A 19,917-nucleotide genomic window follows, 5' to 3' on the forward strand; every position below is an offset into this window, starting at 1 on the left:
AGGACCAGGATAGTTAAGGAGTAGACGCAGTGGCGAATCACAAGTCGGCCCTCAAGCGGCATCGTCAGAATCTCAAGGCCAATGCACGCAACCGCGCTGTGCGGACCCGTATCAAGAATGTGGTCAAGTCTGTCCGTGAAGCGGTTGAGCAGAACGATAAAGAAAAGGCGCTGCAGGCCCTCAACTCGGCCACCAGCATCCTGGATAAGGCTGCCACCAAGAAGGTTGTGCACTGGCGCAATGCTTCCAGGCGCATTTCCCGGCTGCATCAGGCCGTGAACAAAATGGCCTAACGCCTGTTTTGGCTTTGCTGCAGCCTTGGCGATGTATCGCTTTGAGGCTGTAGTGGCTGAACACGCCAGATAACAGCTAACCCGCCGTTCCCTTGCAAACGCATGTTGGAACGGCGGGTCTTTTTCGTGCCGTCAGCCGGATGGGAAGCCAGTACCTTTTTGTTTACTTCCAGAAGCTCCAATCCGTTATTTTTATGTCCAGTTTCTTGGCCATCTGATCTACCAGTTCCTCCAGTTCACGCACACGCATCCGCAGCTCGTCCAGTTCTGCGCAGACTTTTTCCAGATTGCAGCGGTCCCGGCGTTCTTGAGATGCTTGCCTCTGATGGTAATCTGATCCTTGCGGCATGGGGCTTCCTCCCTCCGGTTTTGTATCAGTGCAATAGCCTGAAACTACAGAAGAGCGGGGCGGAAGGGAAGCCCTTGAAAGGAAGATGGTTGCCTTTTAGTAACTCCCCCGCAGTTGACCATTCCACTGACCGCGCTAACCTGCGCTATTTTTCGTGCATCCTTTCTCCCGAAAAATCCAATATCTTCAGTAGGGCAATGTCTTGGCTAATTCCCTCAAAAATAGTTGCCATTTTTGACTTGGGTCAAATGCTTTTCGTGCATCCCATGTAGGATGCAGTTGTCTACGTCGCAGAGTTTGCAATTTGCTAATACAGCTATCAGGCGAAACGCTTGAAAGGAGAAGACAAATGAAGAAGATAAATCTTTACGAAGAGAATGGCTTCAAGGAAACGGGGATGTCCAAGCTGTTAGTGCACGATTCGCCCTATTTCAAGATACTCAATTTCAACTTCAAGGCCGGACAGGAGCTCCCTGTACATAGCCATGATATCGAGGGAGAGTTGAAGATCACTATTTTGGAAGGGGAAGGCGAATTTCTCGCTGCAGATGGCGCCACCTTGCCTGCCAGAGCGGGGGATGTACTCGTGGCGGATATCGCTGAGCCGCATGGTCTGCGCGCCATCGAGGATTTGCGAGCCCTGGTGGTCATCGCACCACCGATTTAAGTTTGGTGGAGGCGTTGGTCTAAGGCAACTTCACGTGCGATAAAATATCCCGGCCAGGATTTATTCCCGGCCGGGATTTGCTTACTTTACTCGCCAGTGGAGCAACGGGAGACCAGAATTTCAAAACTCGAAGTCTGGGGAATAAAACTGAACAGTTCGCCGCGCTCGAGATCGAAGTACCAGCCATGGAGCATGAGTTGCTGGTTTTCTACGCGCTCTCGCAACCAGGGAAAGGTCAGCAGGTTATCCAGGGACACAAGCACGGCAGCCTGTTCGCAAGCACGCCTCTGCATCTCTGGCGATTTATGGGGCAGTTCCGTCAGCACTTTGTCCCGTGCGCTGGCTGCAATGTCTACCCATTTGCCAATGAATTCGCTTTTTTTGGCGTTTTCCTGCTGCTGTGCAGCACCCATCAAGGCTTTGATGCCGCCACAATTACCGTGCCCCAGAACTATGACGTGCTTAACTTCCAGACTTGTCACGGCATATTCCAAAGCTGCGCTCACGCCATGATGCCCCTTGTCGGGTTCGTAGGGTGGTACAAGGTTGGCAACGTTGCGCACCACAAACAACTCTCCGGGAGCGCAATCCATGAGCAGTGCTGGATCAACCCTGGAGTCACAACAGGATATAACCAGGGTTTCAGGGTTCTGCCCCTGTTTCAGTTCCTCAAAATAGTTGTTCTCATTACAGAAATAACTGGCCTGAAAACGACGGAATCCGGCCAGAAACTTGGCTATCTCGTGCATTACGCCTTCCTAAGCTTGACTGAGAATTTTGGCTAAGGCCACGAGGGTCCTTACGCCGAATCCTTTACCGCCCTTGCCTATGGGGCCAAGAGTATCTTCCTTGCCGCCCGGCCCGGCGACATCCAGGTGCAGCCATTTCTGCCCCTCGTTAATCCACTTTTTAAGAAACAACGCGGCGACAATAGAGCCACCCATGCGTGTTTTACCCGTATTGTTCACATCCGCAACGGTTGCCTTCAGCTTCTCGGCGTATGGTGCGTACAAGGGCATTTCCCAGAAGAATTCCCCCGTTTCGCTGGAGGCTTCAAGCATTTGCGCCGTGAGCGATGCGTCCGTGCCGTATACCGCTGCGATATCTTCACCCAGGCCAACCACTGCAGCCCCGGTCAGTGTTGCAACGTCCACCAAGTAGTCTGGCTTTTCTTCACTGGCCAGCGCCAGGGCATCAGCCAGAAGCATGCGTCCCTCAGCATCGGTATTCAGGATCTCTACCGTTGTGCCGGAGCGGGTCGTGACTATGTCGTTCACTTTGTAGGCATTGCTGGAGACGTTGTTCTCCACAAGGGGGGCGTACGCCTTGATGGTCAAGGGCAAACCAAGTGAGGCGATGGCGCTTGCAGCGGCAAACACCGTTGCTGCGCCGGCCATGTCATATTTCATTCCCACTTGTGATTCGCTGGGTTTGAGGCTGTACCCGCCCGTATCAAATGTGACGCCTTTACCTACAAGTGTCAGGGTGCAGCAGCTTGTTGCATCTTTTGGCTGGTATTCGGCCACAACCAGACGCGGTTTTTGCGAGGAGCCACGCCCCACGGCAAGAATCCCGCCGCAACGTTCCTGTTCAAGCTTGTCGGTATCCCATATGGAGACGCTCATCCCGGCCTGCTCGGCCATGGTCTTCAGTTTTTGCGCCATGCTTTCAGGATAGAGGCTGTTGGGCGGTTCGTTACAAAGATCGCGCGCCTGGTTGACTGCAGCAGTCACAGTCCCTGTTTCGGCGATTATTTTCTCAAGATCAGCTGTGGGGGGGGCTTGCAGGCACAGAACACATTTCAATGGTTCGGCCTTTTTGCTCAAAAAGCTGTCAAAGGCGTAGCCACCAAGAATTGCGCCTTCCTGAATGGCCTTAGCGAGGCTTTCTGCGCCAGGGAAAGAATTATCCAGGGGGATGCAAAGCCTGGCGAGTTTTTCTTCCTTGGCAGTCGCCAGGGCCTTTACCACAGCCTGTTTCAGGTTTTCACTCGATGGGTAGTCGGCGCCATCGAGTCGGACACTCATGGCGGCGATAAAAGCGCCGTCGATTGCGGCTGCGTGACACCAACGTTTTCCACCGGCATCTTCAGGGGCAGGGCAGTTTGCCAATGCAGCGGGTAGGCGCTCGGTATCATAACAAGGGGTTTCTGCATCCAAATGCAGCAATAAAACAAGGTCTTTGTCACTTGGGTCATAGCCCTCAATCATTTCGAACATGGAATCCATGGGGTCTCCTTACTTGCGTTGTCGTCCTAACGGGGTAATGTATCATTTGATGTGGTATTGGCAAGCGTGTGTGCCCCGCCTGAATCAGATGGGGTTAATTCAGGCGGCCGGGCATTGACCATCCCCTTTAAATCTGGAACTACTATGCCCCAATGGATATCTATGTAACGAGGAGCGCACAGTGAGTGAGAACAAGGAATTTACACTCGAAGAATTGAAGCAGTACGACGGACAGGAAGGACGCGCCGTCTATGTGGCATACAAAGGCAAGGTGTATGACGTCTCCGGCAGTAAGATGTGGCGCGGGGGCAAGCATATGAATCGACATACTGCCGCCATGGACCTGACCGCTGAATTTCAGAACGCCCCACATAAGTCAGACGTGCTGGATCGCTATCCGCAGGTTGGTGTGCTTAAAGATGACCAGGCTGCAGCAGCTTCGGATTCCGGACCTTCCATGCCGGCGATAGTGCGGAAATATCCCTTCCTGCACCGCCATCCACACCCTATGACGGTGCACTTTCCCATCGTCTTTTCAGTGTTCGCCCCCTGTTTTTTGATGCTGTATCTTATCTTTGGGTGGCAAGGCTTTGAAAGCGCCTCATTGTGCTGCCTGGGCGCAAGTGTTTTCTTCACTCCGGTGGCCATCGCCACGGGACTGTTCACCTGGTGGCTCAACTACAATTCCAGGATTATGAAAGAAACACTGATGAAATTGGTGCTGCCACCGATCTTGTTCATCATAACGCTTTGGGCGTTCATTGAACGGGTGAGCACCCCAGGACTTATGGAAAAAGGCTTTGGAGAATACTGGCTCTATCTTTTTGCCGTGCTGCTCCTGTTTCCTCTTGTAGGTGTCATTGGCTGGTTTGGGGCCAATCTTACGTTCCCCATTCATAAGGAAGACGAGTAACATCTGACGGGAATTGGCAAACATGTACAGGGGAGAAGCCTTTTAGAAAGGTTTCTCCCCTGTTTTTTATTCTAGAAGATGACGCTGACCAGGATGGCCGCCAGGGTTGCGGCAGGGTACCAGCTTGCACGATTGAAAAGCAGGGAGGCATCTTCGCGACGGTTTGTACGGTCCAGCTTGCGAGCTGGCGCCACCGTGAGCCGCCACCCCCAGGCAACCGCAAGGATCATGAGCAGCCAGTGCATGTCCAGGGGCGCTGTCGTCAGCAAGGGAATGCTCACCAGCAGGCTGGCGGTCAAACAGTTGAGTGCAAGACGTCCTGCTCGGTCTGGCCCCAGAGCAACGGGAATTGTACGCGCTCCCTGACGTGCATCGAGTTCGATATCGTGCCAATCCGCAGGGATGTTTTGCCCCCCGATTTCCCATAAAAAGACCCAGAGAAATAAAAGCAGCATAAAACTGAAGTCCGGTGCGGGGGCAACAGCCAAAACCGCAGCCATTGGTCCAAGGGTTTTCACAATCCCATTTATAAGGGCGCGCAGGTGCGTGACAGTGTGCAGCTTGCAGTACAGGGTTTCCAGTCCTGCGCCGAGCAGTAATATGAAGGCGCAGACAGGATTCAGCAGCCATGCGCCAATGAATGCAATACCTCCCCAGAACAATGCCCAGAGTTTCGCCTGGCCAAGGGTTAAAAATCCTTGGGCCAGCGGGTGGCGAATGAAGATGGCGTCCAGGTAGCCGGAGCCGTTGTGACGCGCACCATCGTGGAAGCTTGCCTTGTCGGTTTTGTAGTCCACGATGTCGTTCACTGCATAAATTGCCGTATACCCGGCAAATACAGTGATCAGACCAAGCAGCACGATGCTGAGAGGGGGGAATCCTCCCAGCCAAAGCAGCATGGCCGCTATCGGGGTCGCCAGGTCAAGCACGCCATGGGGCGTGCGGGAAAGCGCCAAATACAACTTGAGACGACCGAACAAAGTGGATGCGCCGGCCTCCTGTTTCATGCCGATCCTTTATGGTTAATGCTCGGGTTGGGCTTTGCCACGGAAAATGTGAAAAATATAAGCATTGTAAATGATAAGCAGCGGCAGAAACGCTCCGATTACATAAAGCATGATGCGCAGCATGTTATCGGGAGAAGCAGCCTGTTGCACTGTCATGCTTGGCGGCACCATCATTGGATACAGTGCACCAGCAAAAGCGAGCATTAAAAGCAGCACTGCGCCTGCGGCCAGAACAAAGGAGCGGTTTGGTGTCTGCTCATGCAGATTGGCCATGACCAGCCCCAGCAACACCACTGCTCCTGCAAGGCAGATAGCCGACAAAGGAGTGAACAAACCGTTGAAAAGGTGGTCCAGACTGGGAGAAAACAGCACGGTTACAAGAATGGCGACCAACAGCGCCCCCGTCAGTATAAGACCCGTGCGCGCCCAGTTCATGGCCCTGTACTGCAGAGAGCCTTCTGTCTTGATGGCCAGCCAGCAACCGCCAAGCAGAATGTCCACCGCGCATACGGTGGCGCCCAGCAGAATGGGGAAGGGGCGCAGCCAGCCAAAAGCGCTTCCCATGTATTCGCCATCCACCAGGGGTACGCCCTGGATAACTCCACCCAGGATCACTCCCTCGAAAAAAGCCGACAAAAGGCTACCAACGCCAAAGAGAAAAAGGGCCAAAGCCTTGTTCTGGGAGTGGGCGCTATACTCAAGGGCAACCCCGCGCATCATCAGCGAGAAAAGCAGCAACCCCAAGGGTAGATACATGGCTGAAAGCACACTGCCGTATACCATGGGAAACGCGCCGAAAAGAACGCCCCCTGCAATGACAAGCCAGGTCTGGTTTGCGTGCCAGACACTCTCGATGGTGTAGGCCATGGTGACCCGTTCAGCAGGGACAGGGTTGACCAGGGTGAGAATACCCACGCCGAAGTCAAAACCATCTGTGACAATATAGAAATAAAGCAGCAAGGCCAGTATGGCGAGCCAGATGTCAGCTAAGGAAAGCATTGCAACCACCTTTGTTGGTCGTTGTTGTCTTGGTGCGGCCCATGGTCAGGAGATGCTGCCTTCAGGGGCCTTTTCTTCGGGGCCTTTTTTGATGATGGCGCGGGCAAAGAAAAGAAACACCGCGAACAGCACCGTATAGGCCAGGACAAACCCAAGAATGGTGAACCCTACGGATTCAGCAGGAAGCAGTGATGCATGTTCCTTGGTACGCAACAAGCCGTAGGCAATCCAAGGCTGGCGTCCAATCTCGCGCGTCAGCCACCCCATTTCAATTGCCACCAGTCCCAGGGGGGCGAACAATATCCAAAGCCGTAACAGCCATTTTTGGCTGCCCACGTTTTCCAGTGTCAATTTCTTCTTGCGCCAGGCCCATACCGAATACAGGGCCAGCCCAATCATGGCGAAGCCGATACCCACCATCAACCTGAAAGAATAGAATGGGATCACAATAGGAGGGCGGTCTTCTTTTGGGAAATCCTTGAGCCCCTGCACCGTGCCGGTAAAGGTGTGGGTTATCAGCAGGCTCAGGCCATAGGGAATCGGAATTTCAAAGAGGTTGCGTTCGTTTTCCGGATCAGGCCAGGCAAGCATGTTCCAAGGTGCTCCCTCACCTGGGGCGTTTGTTTCCCAGTGGGACTCTATGGCTGCAACTTTCGCAGGCTGGATGCGCCCCAGCTCCTGGCCATTGATATCGCCGATAAGGGCTTGCAGCGGTGTGATGACGAGGGCGGCAACGATGGCGAATTTGAACGCTCTGAGTGCGAAATCCTTATGCTTTCCCTTCAGAAGATACCACGCGCCCACAGCACCGATGAAAAAGAGCGAGGCCTGCAAACAGGCAACCCACATGTGGCTGAAAGCGTACCAGAGATCAGGGTTGAAGGTGGCTGCCCACCAGTCCGTAACCACGAATACCCCGTTTTCCATGTGTCCGCCTGCTGGTGTTTGCATCCAGGAGTTGGCCACCATGATCCAGAAAGCCGAAAGGGATGATCCTAAAGCCACCATGCAGGTGGAGAAAAAGTGCATTTTGGGGCCCACTTTTTTCCAGCCAAAGAGCATCAGATAGAGAAAAGCGGCTTCGAGCATGAAGGCCATTGTGCCTTCGAAACCAAGAATCTGGCCGAAAAAGTTGCCCACACTGCGAGAAAAGGGCCCCCAGTTGGAACCAAACTGAAATTCCAGAGGAATGCCGCTTACTACGCCCACGGCGAAGATAAGCAGGAACAGTTTCGCCCAGAACTTGTACTGATGCAGATACGCTATGTTTTTCGTCTTGAGCCACATGGCTTCGACAAAGACCAGGTACAAGGCCAGACCAATGGAAAACGGCGGCCAGGTGATGTGAAACATGGTCGTTAACGCGAACTGCAGCCGTGATAGAAATATATGATCGGTCAACCAGTCCATTGTCACTCCTCGTATTGAATATGGCCGCCAGTTTTTGCCTGGCTACCGTTTCGAGCCTTACTGTTTGATTGCCAGACCAACTATGCCGAACCGCGATTCCTTGCGGGTTGGCTGTAGCTTGAGTCCGGCTTGTTCAAGCGCTTCCACGAATTCCGGGCCATGGAAGCGATTATCCGTGGGGTGCAGGACCAGGCGCTTCATCACTGCATTGGCATAAAGAGGGGGGAATATTTCTTCAAAAAAGAAGGAGCCCCCCGGCTTGATGACGCGCCCCAGTTCATTGAGCCCTAAGCGCCAGTCTTCAAGATGGTGTATGATGCCGAAGTTGAAGGCTGCGTCAACACTCTTGTCGGCCAGCGGGATATACTGGGCGTCGCCCTGCATAAGTGTCAGCCTGGAATGTGCACGACGTTTTTCTCGGCGCTTTGCCGCCAGTCGCAACATTTCCATATCGGAGTCCAGGGCAAAAACATGACGGGGGCCAAAAGCCTCCATCAACATCAGTGCGCCGGCGCCATTGCCGCAACCGATTTCCAAAATGACGCTTTGCTGCGGTATGGACCCCAAAGATTTCCAATACCCCACCTCGCGACGTTGTACAACGCGACGAAGAGAGCTGTTGCACCATATTCGCTCAGGAAAATTGACATTCATGATTTCAGAAAACCTTTGATCAAGGTGACCATGGCAGTTGCCTTATCAAATGCTTGAAAAGAGGAAAAGGAAACATATACCAATATCATTACGAAAAATACCCGGTTGGGGCAATGGCCGCCATGATTTTTGATGTGAGCAGGGCGGATAAAACACGTATATGCACTATGTCTTTTTACCGGAAAAAATCTTGGCGATGCCAAAGGTCAAGGGAATGACCTGAGGCGCATCAAAGCCTGCTTCCTGCATTTCCGCCAAAAAAACTGCATCTGCAGGAAAAGCGTCCACGGATTCGACCAGATAGCTGTAGGCGTAGTCTGTTTTGGAAAGAAAGTTTCCAACAGGGGGGAGGATGTGGTCGAAATAGAAACGATACAGTCGCCCCAGTATGGGGTTGGGCGGGATGCCAAAGTCCATGATGAGAGCTTTGCCGCCTGGGGTCAGGACGCGGTGAAATTCCTTGAGCACGGCGACGCGTTCCTGAATATTGCGGATGCCAAAGGCAATGGTGCAGAGGTCGACGCTTTGATCTGCCACCGGCAGTGCGCGGCAATCGCCACAAGAAAGTTCCAGTCTTTGTCCTTCCTTGCGACGTGCGCGTTTTTCGTTGGCTTTGCCCAACATGGCAGGAGAAAAATCCACCCCTAGAATACGCGCTTCCGGGTAGTTGCGCAGCAATTCAAAGGCGATCTCGCCCGTACCTATGGCTGCGTCCAGAACCCGGGCTCCAGGGCGCAACGAAGCGATGCGCGCCAGTTTTTTTCGCCACAGAATATCTATACCAAGTGACAACGCACTGTTTTGGAAGTCATAGGAAAAGGCTATGCGTTCGAACATCTCCTTAACCTGAAAATCTTTCATCTCTGCTCCAGACAGTTTTTGTTACCGAAAAGCGCATCCCCTGCGAAAAAGAATTCTTATCCTGGGGGAAGGGTTCAGGTCCAGTCCAAAAGCGATACTACGATAGGAGGTTTAGTGATATGTGGTAGTTGAATCAAAACGTTTTTTGGGATATGGAGCAAGGCATGAAAAATCATACACTTTCCCCATCAGTGCGGATTGCCATGCTGGATATCGCCAGGATTTACGGAATGATTCTGGTTTATTATGGTCATATCATTGAGCGGATAATGTATCTGGACAATGCGACGGCGGCAATGCACTACAAGTTCATCTATTCGTTTCACATGCCTTTTTTCTTTTTACTTTCGGGGTTTGCGGCAAGCCCGGACAAGGTGAAACTGGGGTTTAAGGATTTTTTTAAACGGTTGGCGCTTTCCCGGCTTGTACCGTACGTCTTTTTCAGCGCTGCCCTCGCAGTCGCTTCGTTGATCTGGGTCGGACACTATGTCGTCATCGATCTTTCAACGGCCAAAGGCTACATAGAGGGCGCCATAGCCACTGCCATGGGATTCCCTATTTTCAATATCCCGCTTTGGTTTCTCGCCTGCCTGTTTACTGTGGAAGTATTGCACAGGATAATGGCGCCTATAGTTTCCAACAATAAGAGATTGCTGCTGGTTGCCGTCCTTTTTTATCTCGTGGGATACTGGCTCAACCTGAAATATGAATTTCTTTTGAAAGGTCGAAACTTCTGGTTCGTAAACGAAGCGCCAGTTGTGTATGCCTTTTATCTGTTGGGCGTCTTCATGCGACGCCGTAATTTCCTCATGGAGGTCAAGAACAGAAAGGGCAGCTTGATTGCCGGTATTCTTCTCATGCTGGTCGTAGTTTTTACCTTCAATTTGAACCAGGGGCCATTTCGTCTGTTCGACGCCGTTGTCATCATTGCTGGGGGGCATGGCAACATTCTGTTGTTTCCGCTCACTGCCATTGCTGGCTCTCTTGCCCTGATTCTGCTCGCACATGCCAGCGGCAGTGTGGGCTGGCTACAATATATGGGGCGCAACGTGCTGATTCTGTTTTGCCTTAATGGCGTTTTCTACCATTTTTTTAATGGCCCCTATGCAGATTGGTATATGGCCCATTTTTCCGGAGGGGCATGGAGTGTGTTTTTTGCAGGGTGCGCAATGACAGCCATCAGCCTGACCGTCTGTTTGCCCGTGGTGTGGTTGCTGGATAACTACTTTCCGCAGCTTGTAGGACGCCCGTATGCCAAGGGCCCCATACTGCCCTCCTTCATGGGGCGTATGTCTCCCCTTAAAAATTCTGCGCAAAGAATGTGAGGTCGAGGGCGAGAACGCTCAAATATGCTGCCGATTCGTAACGGGAGAGGCTAATATATTCTGTTGCGAAAAAGCCAGCCCGCCAGAAGAAGGCTGATGCACCCGATGATGGCAAGTGGCCACACCTGCATGAGCAGTACAGAGGTCGGCGCATCTTCGATGAACACGCCGCGCAAGAGAATCATTATGTAGCGCAACGGATTTATGAGCGTGATATGGCGTACTACGGACGTCATGTTTGCTATGGGCGTTGCAAAACCAGAGAGCAGTACGGCCGGCATCATGAACAAAAAGCTGCCCATGAGCGCCTGTTGCATGGTTGCGCTTAAGGAAGAGATCATGAGTCCTATGCCCACCGTGGCGAAAATGAAGAATAACAGCCCCAGATAGAGCAGGGCCAGGCTTCCCCGCAGGGGCACCTCGAACCAAAACACGGCCAACAGGATGACGATGGTTGCTTCGAGAATGCCGATGAGCAGACCGGGCAGCGTCTTGCCAACCAAAATGGCCGCCGGGGACATGGGCGTGACAAGCAGTTGGTCAAAGGTACCGTGCTCCCGCTCCCGCGCAACGGAAAGTGCAGTCACCAGTATTGTCACGATGGTGGCGATGAGGCCGACGATACCTGGAACAAAGAACCAAGAACTCAACAGATTCTCGTTGAACCAGGCCCGTGATATCAGCACAGAAGGGGGGTGCGCTCCCGCGGCTTCAGCCCGCGACATATTGTAGCTGTATATTGTTTCTGAAAGGTAGTTACCGATAATTCCTGCAGTGTTGGAGTTGCGTCCGTCCAGTATTGCCTGGATGTATGCGTCCTGCCCTTGCAACAGGTTCTCGGCAAAACGCTCATCTATGCGCAGCACCAGTTTGACCTCGCCACTGTCGATACTTTCCCGAATCTCTTCTTCGTTGTGGAGTTCCTTAACCAGATCGAACCGGGGAGAGCCTTCCACACGCGCCAACAACGAACGAGAAACCGTTGTCTTGCTTGCATCCCAATACGCCCAAGGCACATGGGTCAGGTCGAAGGTGGCTGCATAGCCGAAAACAATGGTTTGCATGAGCGGCGGGATGATGAGCACAACCCGGCTTTTCGGGTCTTTCATCAGCACCAAAAGCTCTTTCACAACCAGGGCCATTATGCGGCGGAGTCTGTCCACGAGATTACTCCAGACTCTTGCGGGTTTTTTTGAATGCCAGAAACATGAAAACGCCTGCCATGGCAGCCAGGGAAAGACCGTTGGGCCAGAGAACAGAATGCACATTGCCGGCCAGGAAAAGGCTTTGCACTATGGCCACGAAGTATTTTGCCGGGACGACATGTGAGATGATTCTTATCACTTTAGGGGCGCTGGCCAGCTCAAAAATGAAGTTGGAAAGAAAAAAGGCCGGGAGAAAGGCTGCAAGAATGGCTGATTGCGCCGCCACAAACTGGTTGCGCACCAGCGAGGAAATGAACAGGCCCAAACCGAGGGCTGCTGCCATGAACAATGACCCGAGAAGCAAGAGCACCCATAACGATCCCCTGAATGGCACGTCAAAAAGAAAAAGGGCCATGACCATGCACAGGGCCAGCCCGCCCATACCCAGGATGAAATAGGGGACCAGTTTGCCGATGATTATTTCCAGCCTGCTTACAGGCGTTACAAGAAGAGCTTCCATGGTGCCGCGCTCCCACTCTCTGGCCATGACCAATGCGGTAAGTAGGGTGCCGATCAGGGTCATGATCATGGCCATCAAACCTGGCACCAGGAAGTTTTGACTGCGCAATTCAGAATTGAACCAGACACGCTGCTGCACCTGCACAAGCCCCATGGCGCGTTCTTCGGCCAGGAGCATGGCGTTTGGTCGTACGCTTACCATCCAGCGTTGCCAGGCGCCTTGCACGTATCCTTTTATTTGATTGGCCCGGTTTGAATCCACACCGTTGACGATCACTTGAATGGGGGCAGTTCCCCCGGTCTGCAATTTGCGGGTAAAATCACTGCGCAGGCGAATGATTGCGTCCACTTCTCGTGCTCGCATCATCTCCTGAGCCTCTTTCCATGAGGTCAGTGGAATGGGCTTGAAATAATCAGAGATGACGAAGCGCGCCAGGAAATCGCTGGCTTGAGGAGAAGGGTTTTCGATGACAAAAGCGACGGGCAGCTGCTTTGGGTCCAGGCTTATGCCGTACCCGAACAACAGCAGCAGGATGATGGGCATGATAAAGGCAAGGGCAATGCTTGAGGGATCCCGCAAAATCTGGAGCATTTCCTTGTAGAGCAGGGCTTTAACCCGTATTGGATTGAGAATGGAGGGCATCAATCCTCCCCCTTGTGCGCGCGTTGCTCTTCCACCAGATGAATGAATGCATCCTCTACCGTGGCGTCCTTCTTGTCGGTTCTTGCGCGGATTTCATCCGGCGTTCCCATGGCGAGTAAGCGCCCCTGCATCATGATAAGCATTTTATCGCAGTATTCGGCTTCTTCCATGAAATGCGTGGTGACAATTACGGTGACTCCCTGTTCAGAAAGAGAATTGATGCGTTGCCAGAACTGTCGCCGTGCCAAGGGATCAACGCCTGATGTCGGCTCGTCCAGAAAAAGGATGTCAGGCTCGTGCATCAGGGCGCAGGCCAGGGCCAGGCGTTGCTTTATGCCAAAGGGGAGTTCGCCCGTTGTGGATTCGGCTTCTTTGTGCAGATCTAGATGCTCCATGGCCCAGGAGATGCGTTCCTTGTTTCGTTTGCCGTGCAAGCCATACGCCTTGGCGAAAAAGTGCAGGTTTTCCTTGACGGTAAGCTGCGCGTAGAGGGAAAATTTCTGGGCCATGTACCCCACATGCTGCCGGGCTTTGGCAGCCGCTTTGCGCAGATCCGCCCCTGCAACTTCCAGTTTACCATCGCTTGCCGGCAGCAGACCGCAGAGCATACGGAATGTTGTGGATTTACCTGCGCCGTTTGGCCCAAGCAGGCCGAAAATTTCACCGCGCCCTACATTAAATGTGAGGTCGCGGACCGCATAAAAATCTCCAAAGCGTCTTTCCAGTCCCTGCACACTGATGGCGGTTCCATTCGGCGATGTAGTGCTGCTTTTTTTGGAGGTTTCAGGGGTGGCGACATTCACATCCAGCTCACCACCTGCGTCTTGTTGAGCTGCTTTTTCTTGCAACAACAGCATGAAACCATCTTCAAAAACAGGGGGTGTCTGTTTTGGCCTCGGGGCCTTTATTGTGGCAAGGGTTTCTTTTGGAAGGGCGCCTTCTGTTGTGACAAGCCGCACTTTGCCAGCCTGGAGCGTAGCGTCTGCTACACCGGGTTCCTTGAACAACATGCTTTGCAAATGCCGCGGCGGCTGTGAATCTGCACCCTGTTTCGGCGTGAGCAACCAAGCGTTGTTTTTGGCTTTTTCCGTAAAAGATTGCGGGGGGCCCTGCCCCAGCATGTGCCCGTCCAGGAGGATGAAAACCTGGTCGCATTGCTCGGCCTCATCCAGATAGGCAGTGCTCATAAGCACTGTAAGCTGGCGTTCCTTGACCTGGCTGTCCACAATTTCCCAAAGTTCACGTCGAGATAAGGGGTCCACCCCAACAGTTGGTTCATCGAGCAAGAGGAGTTTGGGAGTTTTCAGCAGTGTGCAGGCAAGCCCCAGTTTCTGCTTCATGCCCCCGGAGAGTCTGCCGGCCAGGCGACTGGTGAATGCCGCAAGTCCCGTCATCTCCATGAGCTTCGGAAAGACTTCCTTGCGCTGCTGTTTGTTCACACCTTGCAAGTCAGCGTAAAGGTTCAAATTTTCCTGAACGCTTAAATCTTCATAAAGGCCGAATTGCTGCGGCATGTAGCTGATGGCAGCCTGAATATCCCTGGCCTGGCGGACACTGTCCATGCCGAGAACCGAGATGCGGCCCTGGTCGGGGGAAAGCAACCCTGCAGCCAGCCTTATGAGCGTTGTTTTGCCAGCGCCATCCGGGCCTAGAAGCCCGTTCACAGAACCAGGCGCTATTTCCAGGGAAATGCCGTCCAACGCCTTTACGTTACGCTTGCCGCGCATAAAATGCTTATGCACATTTTCTATGTGCAGTGGGGAGGAAGAGGGCGTTTCCTGCATGTTGAACCGGGCCACGTGTCACTCTCCGGCCGGCGGATTACCCTGATTTGATTCGGTGGCGTCGTTCTTTTCGGTTGTAATGTGGACGGTCGCCGGCATGCCGAGGCGCAAGTCATTCTCTGGGTCGTCGACCATGAACCGGACTTCGTAAACCAGAGAGGTACGCAATTCAGGCGTTTCTACGGAACGCGGCGTGAATTCCGCCATGGGAGATATGAATCCAACCCACCCCGCATAGCGTCGGTCGGGCCAAGAATCGATTGTGACCCACCCGGACATGCCAGGCTTGAGCTTGCCCAGGTCGCTTTCCGGCACATAGGTACGCACCCATTTGGGGTCCAGTACGGCAAGGGTGAAAACAGGTTTTTGCGGGGAAGCCATGTCGCCGGGTTCCAGGTTGCGGCTACGGACAATGCTGTCACGGGTGGCGCGCAGGCGTGATTCCTCAAGCTGTACTTCAAGGCGTTGCAATTCGGCTTGCAGGGCCGCAAGCCTGGCCTGTGCTTCCTTTATGTCCTCCCAGCGGGGGCCGGCAACAACGAGTTCTTTCTGCTTTTGCGCCACTTCAAGCCGCGCTTTGGCCACGTCACGGACGGTACGTGCATCATCCACATCCTGTTGGGTGGTAGCCCCCCTTGAAAGAAGACTCAATTTACGTGCAAAGGTTCGCTCGGCAACCACAAGTTCAGAATTGGCGCTTTGCACTTCGGCGATGGCTTTTGCAATTTCTTCTGGGCGGGAGCCATTCTCCAGGCGCGTAACCACAAATTCCTGGGCCTCTACAGAGGCTTTACTCGCGCTGATGGCTTTTCGCAGCCTGTCTGTCTCCAATTCTGCGAGTATCTGCCCTTTTATGACGGAATCGCCTTCCTCGACATAAACCTTTCTCACCCGCTCAACATCCATAAACGCGAGCTCAATGTCGCGAAGGTCCACGTTTCCGTACAGTGTGAGCATGCCTTCTTGTGTGGTGGGAGTGTTTTCCTGCTGGTACCAGCGATAACCGCCGTATCCCAGCCCGCCAAAAACTATTATTAGAATGAGTAGCTTGCGCATAGCGTCCCCGCGTTCTTCATGGTTTGTACCTGATTGCTACGCCTGGTGAAGGGCTGTGTCAAATTTAAATTTAAAATTTAATTTTGACTTTCATTTTTTGCTGAGGCAGTTTGAGAAAAAAACACGGAGATACAATGGTTGACCATATCAAAAACAATGATTCGCAGAAAGCTGTGAGGGAAAGCTCCCGCAGTCGGTTACTTTCCACAGCTGGCGAAGCGTTTGCCGAGAAGGGCTTTGATAGAGCTACCGCCCGTGAAATATGCATTACTGCTGGTGTTAATCCCGCGGCGGTAAACTATTATTTTGGCACCAAAGATGGGCTCTACGAAGCTGTTCTGCAGGAAGCGCATCGCCGTATTCTGGACATTGAAACCCAGGCGGGGGCAATACCCGAAGCCGCGAGCCCAGAGGTCAAGCTTGAGAGCTTTTTGCGGCTTATCATCCCGCGTTTGTTCGCTACCCCCCGGGACAGCTGGCATCTACGGGTCATCGCCCGTGAAATGGCAAACCCTACGCCTGCATTCAATAATCTGGTGGAGAATGAAATACTCCCCAAGTCGATCATTCTTCGCACCATTATTGCCGAATACCTTGAGTGCCCCTTGGAGTCTGCTGTCGTCTCTCACTGCTCCATAAGCGTTGTTTCCCAGTTCTTGGCCATGTTTCAGAATCTGACCGCGTTTTGCACCATTCTGCCAGATTTCGGTAACACCCCATCTTTTGTTGCTACAGTGTGCGACCATATTGTGCAGTTCTGCATTGGAGGCATGGATCGCATACGGCAAAAACAGCTTTGAAGTATTTGTTTTTACAGCAAGAAATCTAATTCTCTTCTTTTTGCCTGTCCGGCAAGATGCTCAGTTCTATTCTCTCTTGACGTATAAAAGGCTGAATAGTAATCGCTCTTCGTAACACGAATCTAAAAAAAATATATAGCACAGAGGTCGGAAATCTGAGTGCATCTATTTAAGGAGCGAGCAAATGGCAATACGTGTCACCCTTTTTTGTGCTGTTGTCTTTTTTCTATTGATGGGCGCCCCTTTTCAGAGTCGGGCCATGGACGATTCTGCTCCCGCAAAAATTATTGATGCTCAGGGAAATGTCCTGAATGCAGACGAAGCTCCTTTTCCCTTGCAGCAGGTTATCTGCTCCGGTCCTGGATGCCTACGTCTGCTCGTCTACTTGCAGTCACAGGACAAGATCGTTGGTGTGGATGATATTGAAACACGTCGTCGGCAATTCGATGCGCGCCCTTATGCATTGGCCAACAAGCAGTTCAAGAAAATGCCGATTTTCGGAGAATTTCGGGGGCACGATAATCCGGAGTTGATATTGACCCTGGACCCTCTGCCGCAGGTTGTTTTCAAAACCTTTGCCACCATGGGGCATGACCCAAAGGAGCTGCAGCAAAAAACCGGCACCCCCGTCATTCCGCTGGAGTACGGAGATCTCGGCGCCAACAGGGGGAAACTCTACGCATCCTTACGTGTGATGGGGCAAGCGCTTGGCAAGCAACAGCGCGCCGAAGAAGTAATAGCTTTTTTCGAAGACAATATTGGCGAGCTTGAGCGCCGGACTGCTTCCATTCCCGAAGATGAGCGCCCAACGGTATTTGTTGGCGGCGTCGCTCATAAGGGACCCCATGGCTATCAGTCTACAGAACCAGGGTATCCTCCTTTTTCATTCGTCCATGCTCGGAATCTGGCAAGCACGGGGCAAGATGGTAAGCAACTGCAGCACGCGGATATTGCGAAAGAAAAAATAGTGGAGTGGAATCCTGACGTATTGTTCCTTGATCTCGCCACGCTACAGCTGGGGGCAGAGGCGGGCGGTCTGTATGAGTTGCGCAATGATCCGGCCTACAAAACGCTGACTGCCGTAAAAGAAGGCAAGGTCTATGGATTGCTCCCCTACAACTGGTATACCGAGAATTTCGGTTCTACCCTGGCAAATGCATGGTTCATTGGTAAATTGCTTTATCCTGAACGTTTTAAAGATATTGACCCTGTTGCCAAGGCGGATGAGATTTACGCATTCCTCGTGGGTGAACCCGTATTCGCAAAAATGAACGAGTTGTTCGGCGGGCAAGCGTTCACGGCAGTGCCGGTTCAATAGTACAGTATCATGCACTTTGCCGACGGAAATACCCCGGAAGCCTATCGACGCTACATAGGGTGGAAGCTCTTGTGCATCAGCGCTACGGCCCTTTTTTTGGGCGGTGGACTGGTGGTCTCCATCTCCCTGGGTGCTGCAGATGTTCCCATTTCTGAAGTGGTGAAGGCGCTCATGGGAAGCGAAGTAGCGCGGCGATTCGATGTCATTGTGTGGAATATTCGCTTGCCCCAGGCCTTAGCGGCCATCGTTGCAGGAGCAGGGTTGGCCGTGTCCGGCGCTGCAATGCAGTCGATACTGCGCAATCCCCTGGGCTCTCCCTTTACACTGGGCATTTCCCATGCAGCGGCTTTTGGCGCCGCATTCAGCGTTATGGTTTTGGACAGTGGCATAATGACCTCCACCAATGTGGGGGCGGTCTCCATCACCAACCCGTATGTAACCACGGGCAGCGCCCTTGCCTTTAGCATGTTGGCGTCTGCAGTTATCATCCTTGTTTCCCGCGTACGAGGCGCCACTCCAGAGGTCATGGTGCTGACAGGAGTCGCCTTGGGCGCGCTGTTTACCGCAGGCACCATGTTTTTGCAGTATTTTGCAGATGATGTGCAGCTCGCCGCCATGGTGTTCTGGACATTTGGCGATACAGCGCGCGCATCCTGGAACGAACTGGGGCTTCTAACAGTTATTACTGTTGCTTCTTCCCTGTATTTTGTCGCCAACAGCTGGAATTACAATGCCATGGATGCTGGGGACGAGACTGCCAAAGGCCTGGGCGTGCGCGTGGAGCGTATACGCATGGTAGGCATGTTTCTGGCTTCCCTGCTCACCGCCGTCATCATTTCCAGTCTGGGAATAATCGGCTTTGTGGGCCTGGTTGTCCCTCACATGGTGCGGGCGGTACTCGGTGCGGATCATCGATTTCTCCTGCCTGCCACCATTTTAGGGGGTGGTCTTCTGCTGCTTGTCTCGGACACGGTGGCCAGGTTGGTGCTGGCGCCCCAGGTTTTGCCCGTCTCCGTGCTGACGGCCTTTATGGGCGCCCCAGTCTTTCTCTGGCTGATCATAAGGGGGCATCGCAAATGATACTTGATGTGCAGGGCATTGCCTTCAGTTACAACAGTCACCCCGTGTTGCGTGATGTTTGCTTCTCGGTTGCGGAGGGCGAACTGGCCGCCATCCTCGGCCCCAATGGAGTGGGTAAGACCACTTTGCTCAAATGTATAAACGCCATTCATCGCCCCTCCCATGGAGCGGTGCTGGTGGAAGGTACAGATGTGCTGCGGTTATCACCCGACGCAATCGCACGTGGCATGGGGTACGTGGCGCAGCGTAGCGAATCTGCGCGTCTAACGGTGTTCGATGCCGTGCTCATGGGGCGTAAACCCCATATCCGCTGGAAAGCGGGGAATAAGGACCTGGCCATAGTGGACGCGGCCCTTAAGCGGTTGGGGCTTGAAACCATGATGCTGCGCCATATAGATCAATTGAGTGGCGGTGAGCTGCAAAAGGTTTCTGTCGCCAGGGCCCTGGTTCAGGAGCCGCGTTTATTGTTGCTGGATGAACCTACCAGCTCGTTGGATTTGCGGAATCAAATAGAAATAATGGTGATGCTGCGCCATATAATTGATCAGCATGAAATGGCCGCTGTTATGACCATGCACGATTTGAACACCGCTTTGCGCTTTGCTCACAAGTTCATTTTCGTAAAAAACGGCGTTGTCTTGGCGGCCGTGGATAAGAGCGGTGTGGATGCGGCGATTATCGAAGAGGTATACGGATTGCCCGTAGAGCTGCACATGGTAAATAGTCAGCCCCTGGTTGTGCCTTTACATGGCTGCGGCTGCAGCGAGGGGAGTCAGCGTGCGATGTGAGGCAAATCCTATTTGCAACTGAGTATATGTCTTATGCCTCGTGGAAAACAGACTGCAACATGCGTGATAGTAAGGAGA

At 52.9% G+C, this 19,917-nt stretch carries 20 protein-coding genes; 8 read left to right on the forward strand and 12 right to left on the reverse strand.

Features of this window, described 5'->3' with window-relative positions; translation table 11 throughout:
* Window positions 1-29: 29 nt before the first annotated feature.
* Window positions 30-293: a 30S ribosomal protein S20 gene (rpsT, locus tag ACZ5EH_RS18105; RefSeq protein ID WP_464275281.1), complete on the forward strand. Its 264-nt coding sequence runs from the start codon at window positions 30-32 to the stop codon at window positions 291-293.
* A gap of 163 nt (window positions 294-456) precedes the next feature.
* On the opposite strand, the gene ACZ5EH_RS18110 is transcribed toward rpsT, so the two are convergent.
* Window positions 457-642 (reverse strand): hypothetical protein, encoded by a 186-nt coding sequence (locus ACZ5EH_RS18110; protein ID WP_464275282.1) that lies wholly within the window; start codon window positions 640-642, stop codon window positions 457-459.
* Between the two features lie 349 nt (window positions 643-991).
* Between ACZ5EH_RS18110 and ACZ5EH_RS18115 the strand changes: the two genes are divergently transcribed.
* Window positions 992-1,309: a cupin domain-containing protein gene (locus tag ACZ5EH_RS18115; protein ID WP_464275283.1), complete on the forward strand. Its 318-nt coding sequence runs from the start codon at window positions 992-994 to the stop codon at window positions 1,307-1,309.
* Between the two features lie 86 nt (window positions 1,310-1,395).
* Here the strand turns inward: ACZ5EH_RS18115 and ACZ5EH_RS18120 are convergent, their stop codons facing one another.
* Window positions 1,396-2,058, reverse strand: coding sequence for a carbonic anhydrase (locus tag ACZ5EH_RS18120; protein WP_464275284.1), 663 nt, complete (start codon window positions 2,056-2,058; stop codon window positions 1,396-1,398).
* Between the two features lie 9 nt (window positions 2,059-2,067).
* Entirely contained in the window at window positions 2,068-3,537 is a 1,470-nt protein-coding gene (locus ACZ5EH_RS18125) for a leucyl aminopeptidase (protein WP_464275285.1), read from the reverse strand.
* A gap of 181 nt (window positions 3,538-3,718) precedes the next feature.
* On the opposite strand from ACZ5EH_RS18125, the gene ACZ5EH_RS18130 reads away from it, so the two are divergent.
* Window positions 3,719-4,450, forward strand: a complete 732-nt coding sequence (locus ACZ5EH_RS18130) for a DUF2231 domain-containing protein (protein WP_464275286.1) — start codon at window positions 3,719-3,721, stop codon at window positions 4,448-4,450.
* A gap of 71 nt (window positions 4,451-4,521) precedes the next feature.
* On the opposite strand, the gene ACZ5EH_RS18135 is transcribed toward ACZ5EH_RS18130, so the two are convergent.
* The 5 genes from ACZ5EH_RS18135 to ubiE all read right to left on the reverse strand — a co-directional run bounded on the left by ACZ5EH_RS18135 (window position 4,522) and on the right by ubiE (window position 9,381).
* Window positions 4,522-5,457 carry a UbiA family prenyltransferase gene (locus tag ACZ5EH_RS18135; RefSeq protein WP_464275287.1) on the reverse strand — a complete coding sequence of 312 codons (936 nt, stop codon included), beginning with the start codon at window positions 5,455-5,457 and terminating at the stop codon, window positions 4,522-4,524.
* A 15-nt stretch (window positions 5,458-5,472) separates the two neighbouring features.
* The gene (cydB, locus tag ACZ5EH_RS18140) at window positions 5,473-6,456 is read right to left on the reverse strand and encodes a cytochrome d ubiquinol oxidase subunit II (RefSeq protein ID WP_464275288.1); all 984 of its coding nucleotides are present in this window, start codon (window positions 6,454-6,456) and stop codon (window positions 5,473-5,475) included.
* A gap of 45 nt (window positions 6,457-6,501) precedes the next feature.
* Window positions 6,502-7,866 (reverse strand): cytochrome ubiquinol oxidase subunit I, encoded by a 1,365-nt coding sequence (locus tag ACZ5EH_RS18145; RefSeq protein ID WP_464275289.1) that lies wholly within the window; start codon window positions 7,864-7,866, stop codon window positions 6,502-6,504.
* A 57-nt stretch (window positions 7,867-7,923) separates the two neighbouring features.
* Window positions 7,924-8,520, reverse strand: a complete 597-nt coding sequence (locus tag ACZ5EH_RS18150; protein WP_464275290.1) for a class I SAM-dependent methyltransferase — start codon at window positions 8,518-8,520, stop codon at window positions 7,924-7,926.
* A 165-nt stretch (window positions 8,521-8,685) separates the two neighbouring features.
* Window positions 8,686-9,381 (reverse strand): bifunctional demethylmenaquinone methyltransferase/2-methoxy-6-polyprenyl-1,4-benzoquinol methylase UbiE, encoded by a 696-nt coding sequence (gene ubiE, locus ACZ5EH_RS18155; RefSeq protein WP_464275291.1) that lies wholly within the window; start codon window positions 9,379-9,381, stop codon window positions 8,686-8,688.
* Between the two features lie 164 nt (window positions 9,382-9,545).
* Between ubiE and ACZ5EH_RS18160 the strand changes: the two genes are divergently transcribed.
* Window positions 9,546-10,706: an acyltransferase family protein gene (locus tag ACZ5EH_RS18160; RefSeq protein ID WP_464275292.1), complete on the forward strand. Its 1,161-nt coding sequence runs from the start codon at window positions 9,546-9,548 to the stop codon at window positions 10,704-10,706.
* A 50-nt stretch (window positions 10,707-10,756) separates the two neighbouring features.
* Here ACZ5EH_RS18160 and ACZ5EH_RS18165 read toward each other — a convergent pair whose 3' ends face one another.
* The 4 genes from ACZ5EH_RS18165 to ACZ5EH_RS18180 are packed head-to-tail and all read right to left on the reverse strand — an operon-like array spanning window position 10,757 to window position 15,853.
* Complete coding sequence (locus ACZ5EH_RS18165) at window positions 10,757-11,869, reverse strand: ABC transporter permease (protein ID WP_464275293.1); 1,113 nt, start codon at window positions 11,867-11,869, stop codon at window positions 10,757-10,759.
* Window positions 11,870-11,873: 4 nt separating this feature from the next.
* Complete coding sequence (locus ACZ5EH_RS18170) at window positions 11,874-13,013, reverse strand: ABC transporter permease (RefSeq protein ID WP_464275294.1); 1,140 nt, start codon at window positions 13,011-13,013, stop codon at window positions 11,874-11,876.
* On the reverse strand, window positions 13,013-14,812 hold the full coding sequence (locus tag ACZ5EH_RS18175; RefSeq protein ID WP_464275295.1) for an ATP-binding cassette domain-containing protein: 1,800 nt from the start codon (window positions 14,810-14,812) through the stop codon (window positions 13,013-13,015). Before ACZ5EH_RS18175 ends, ACZ5EH_RS18170 begins: the two co-directional genes overlap by 1 nt.
* Before the next feature lie 3 nt (window positions 14,813-14,815).
* Window positions 14,816-15,853: a biotin/lipoyl-containing protein gene (locus ACZ5EH_RS18180; protein ID WP_464275296.1), complete on the reverse strand. Its 1,038-nt coding sequence runs from the start codon at window positions 15,851-15,853 to the stop codon at window positions 14,816-14,818.
* Between the two features lie 134 nt (window positions 15,854-15,987).
* Between ACZ5EH_RS18180 and ACZ5EH_RS18185 the strand changes: the two genes are divergently transcribed.
* The 4 genes from ACZ5EH_RS18185 to ACZ5EH_RS18200 all read left to right on the forward strand — a co-directional run bounded on the left by ACZ5EH_RS18185 (window position 15,988) and on the right by ACZ5EH_RS18200 (window position 19,839).
* On the forward strand, window positions 15,988-16,653 hold the full coding sequence (locus tag ACZ5EH_RS18185; protein ID WP_464275297.1) for a CerR family C-terminal domain-containing protein: 666 nt from the start codon (window positions 15,988-15,990) through the stop codon (window positions 16,651-16,653).
* A 184-nt stretch (window positions 16,654-16,837) separates the two neighbouring features.
* On the forward strand, window positions 16,838-17,971 hold the full coding sequence (locus tag ACZ5EH_RS18190; protein WP_464275298.1) for an iron ABC transporter substrate-binding protein: 1,134 nt from the start codon (window positions 16,838-16,840) through the stop codon (window positions 17,969-17,971).
* A gap of 9 nt (window positions 17,972-17,980) precedes the next feature.
* A complete protein-coding gene (locus ACZ5EH_RS18195) occupies window positions 17,981-19,051 on the forward strand; it encodes a FecCD family ABC transporter permease (RefSeq protein ID WP_464275299.1) in 1,071 nt (356 codons plus the stop codon).
* A complete protein-coding gene (locus ACZ5EH_RS18200) occupies window positions 19,048-19,839 on the forward strand; it encodes an ABC transporter ATP-binding protein (protein ID WP_464275300.1) in 792 nt (263 codons plus the stop codon). Before ACZ5EH_RS18195 ends, ACZ5EH_RS18200 begins: the two co-directional genes overlap by 4 nt.
* Window positions 19,840-19,917: the final 78 nt, after the last annotated feature.

The organism is Desulfovibrio biadhensis, assembly GCF_055388615.1.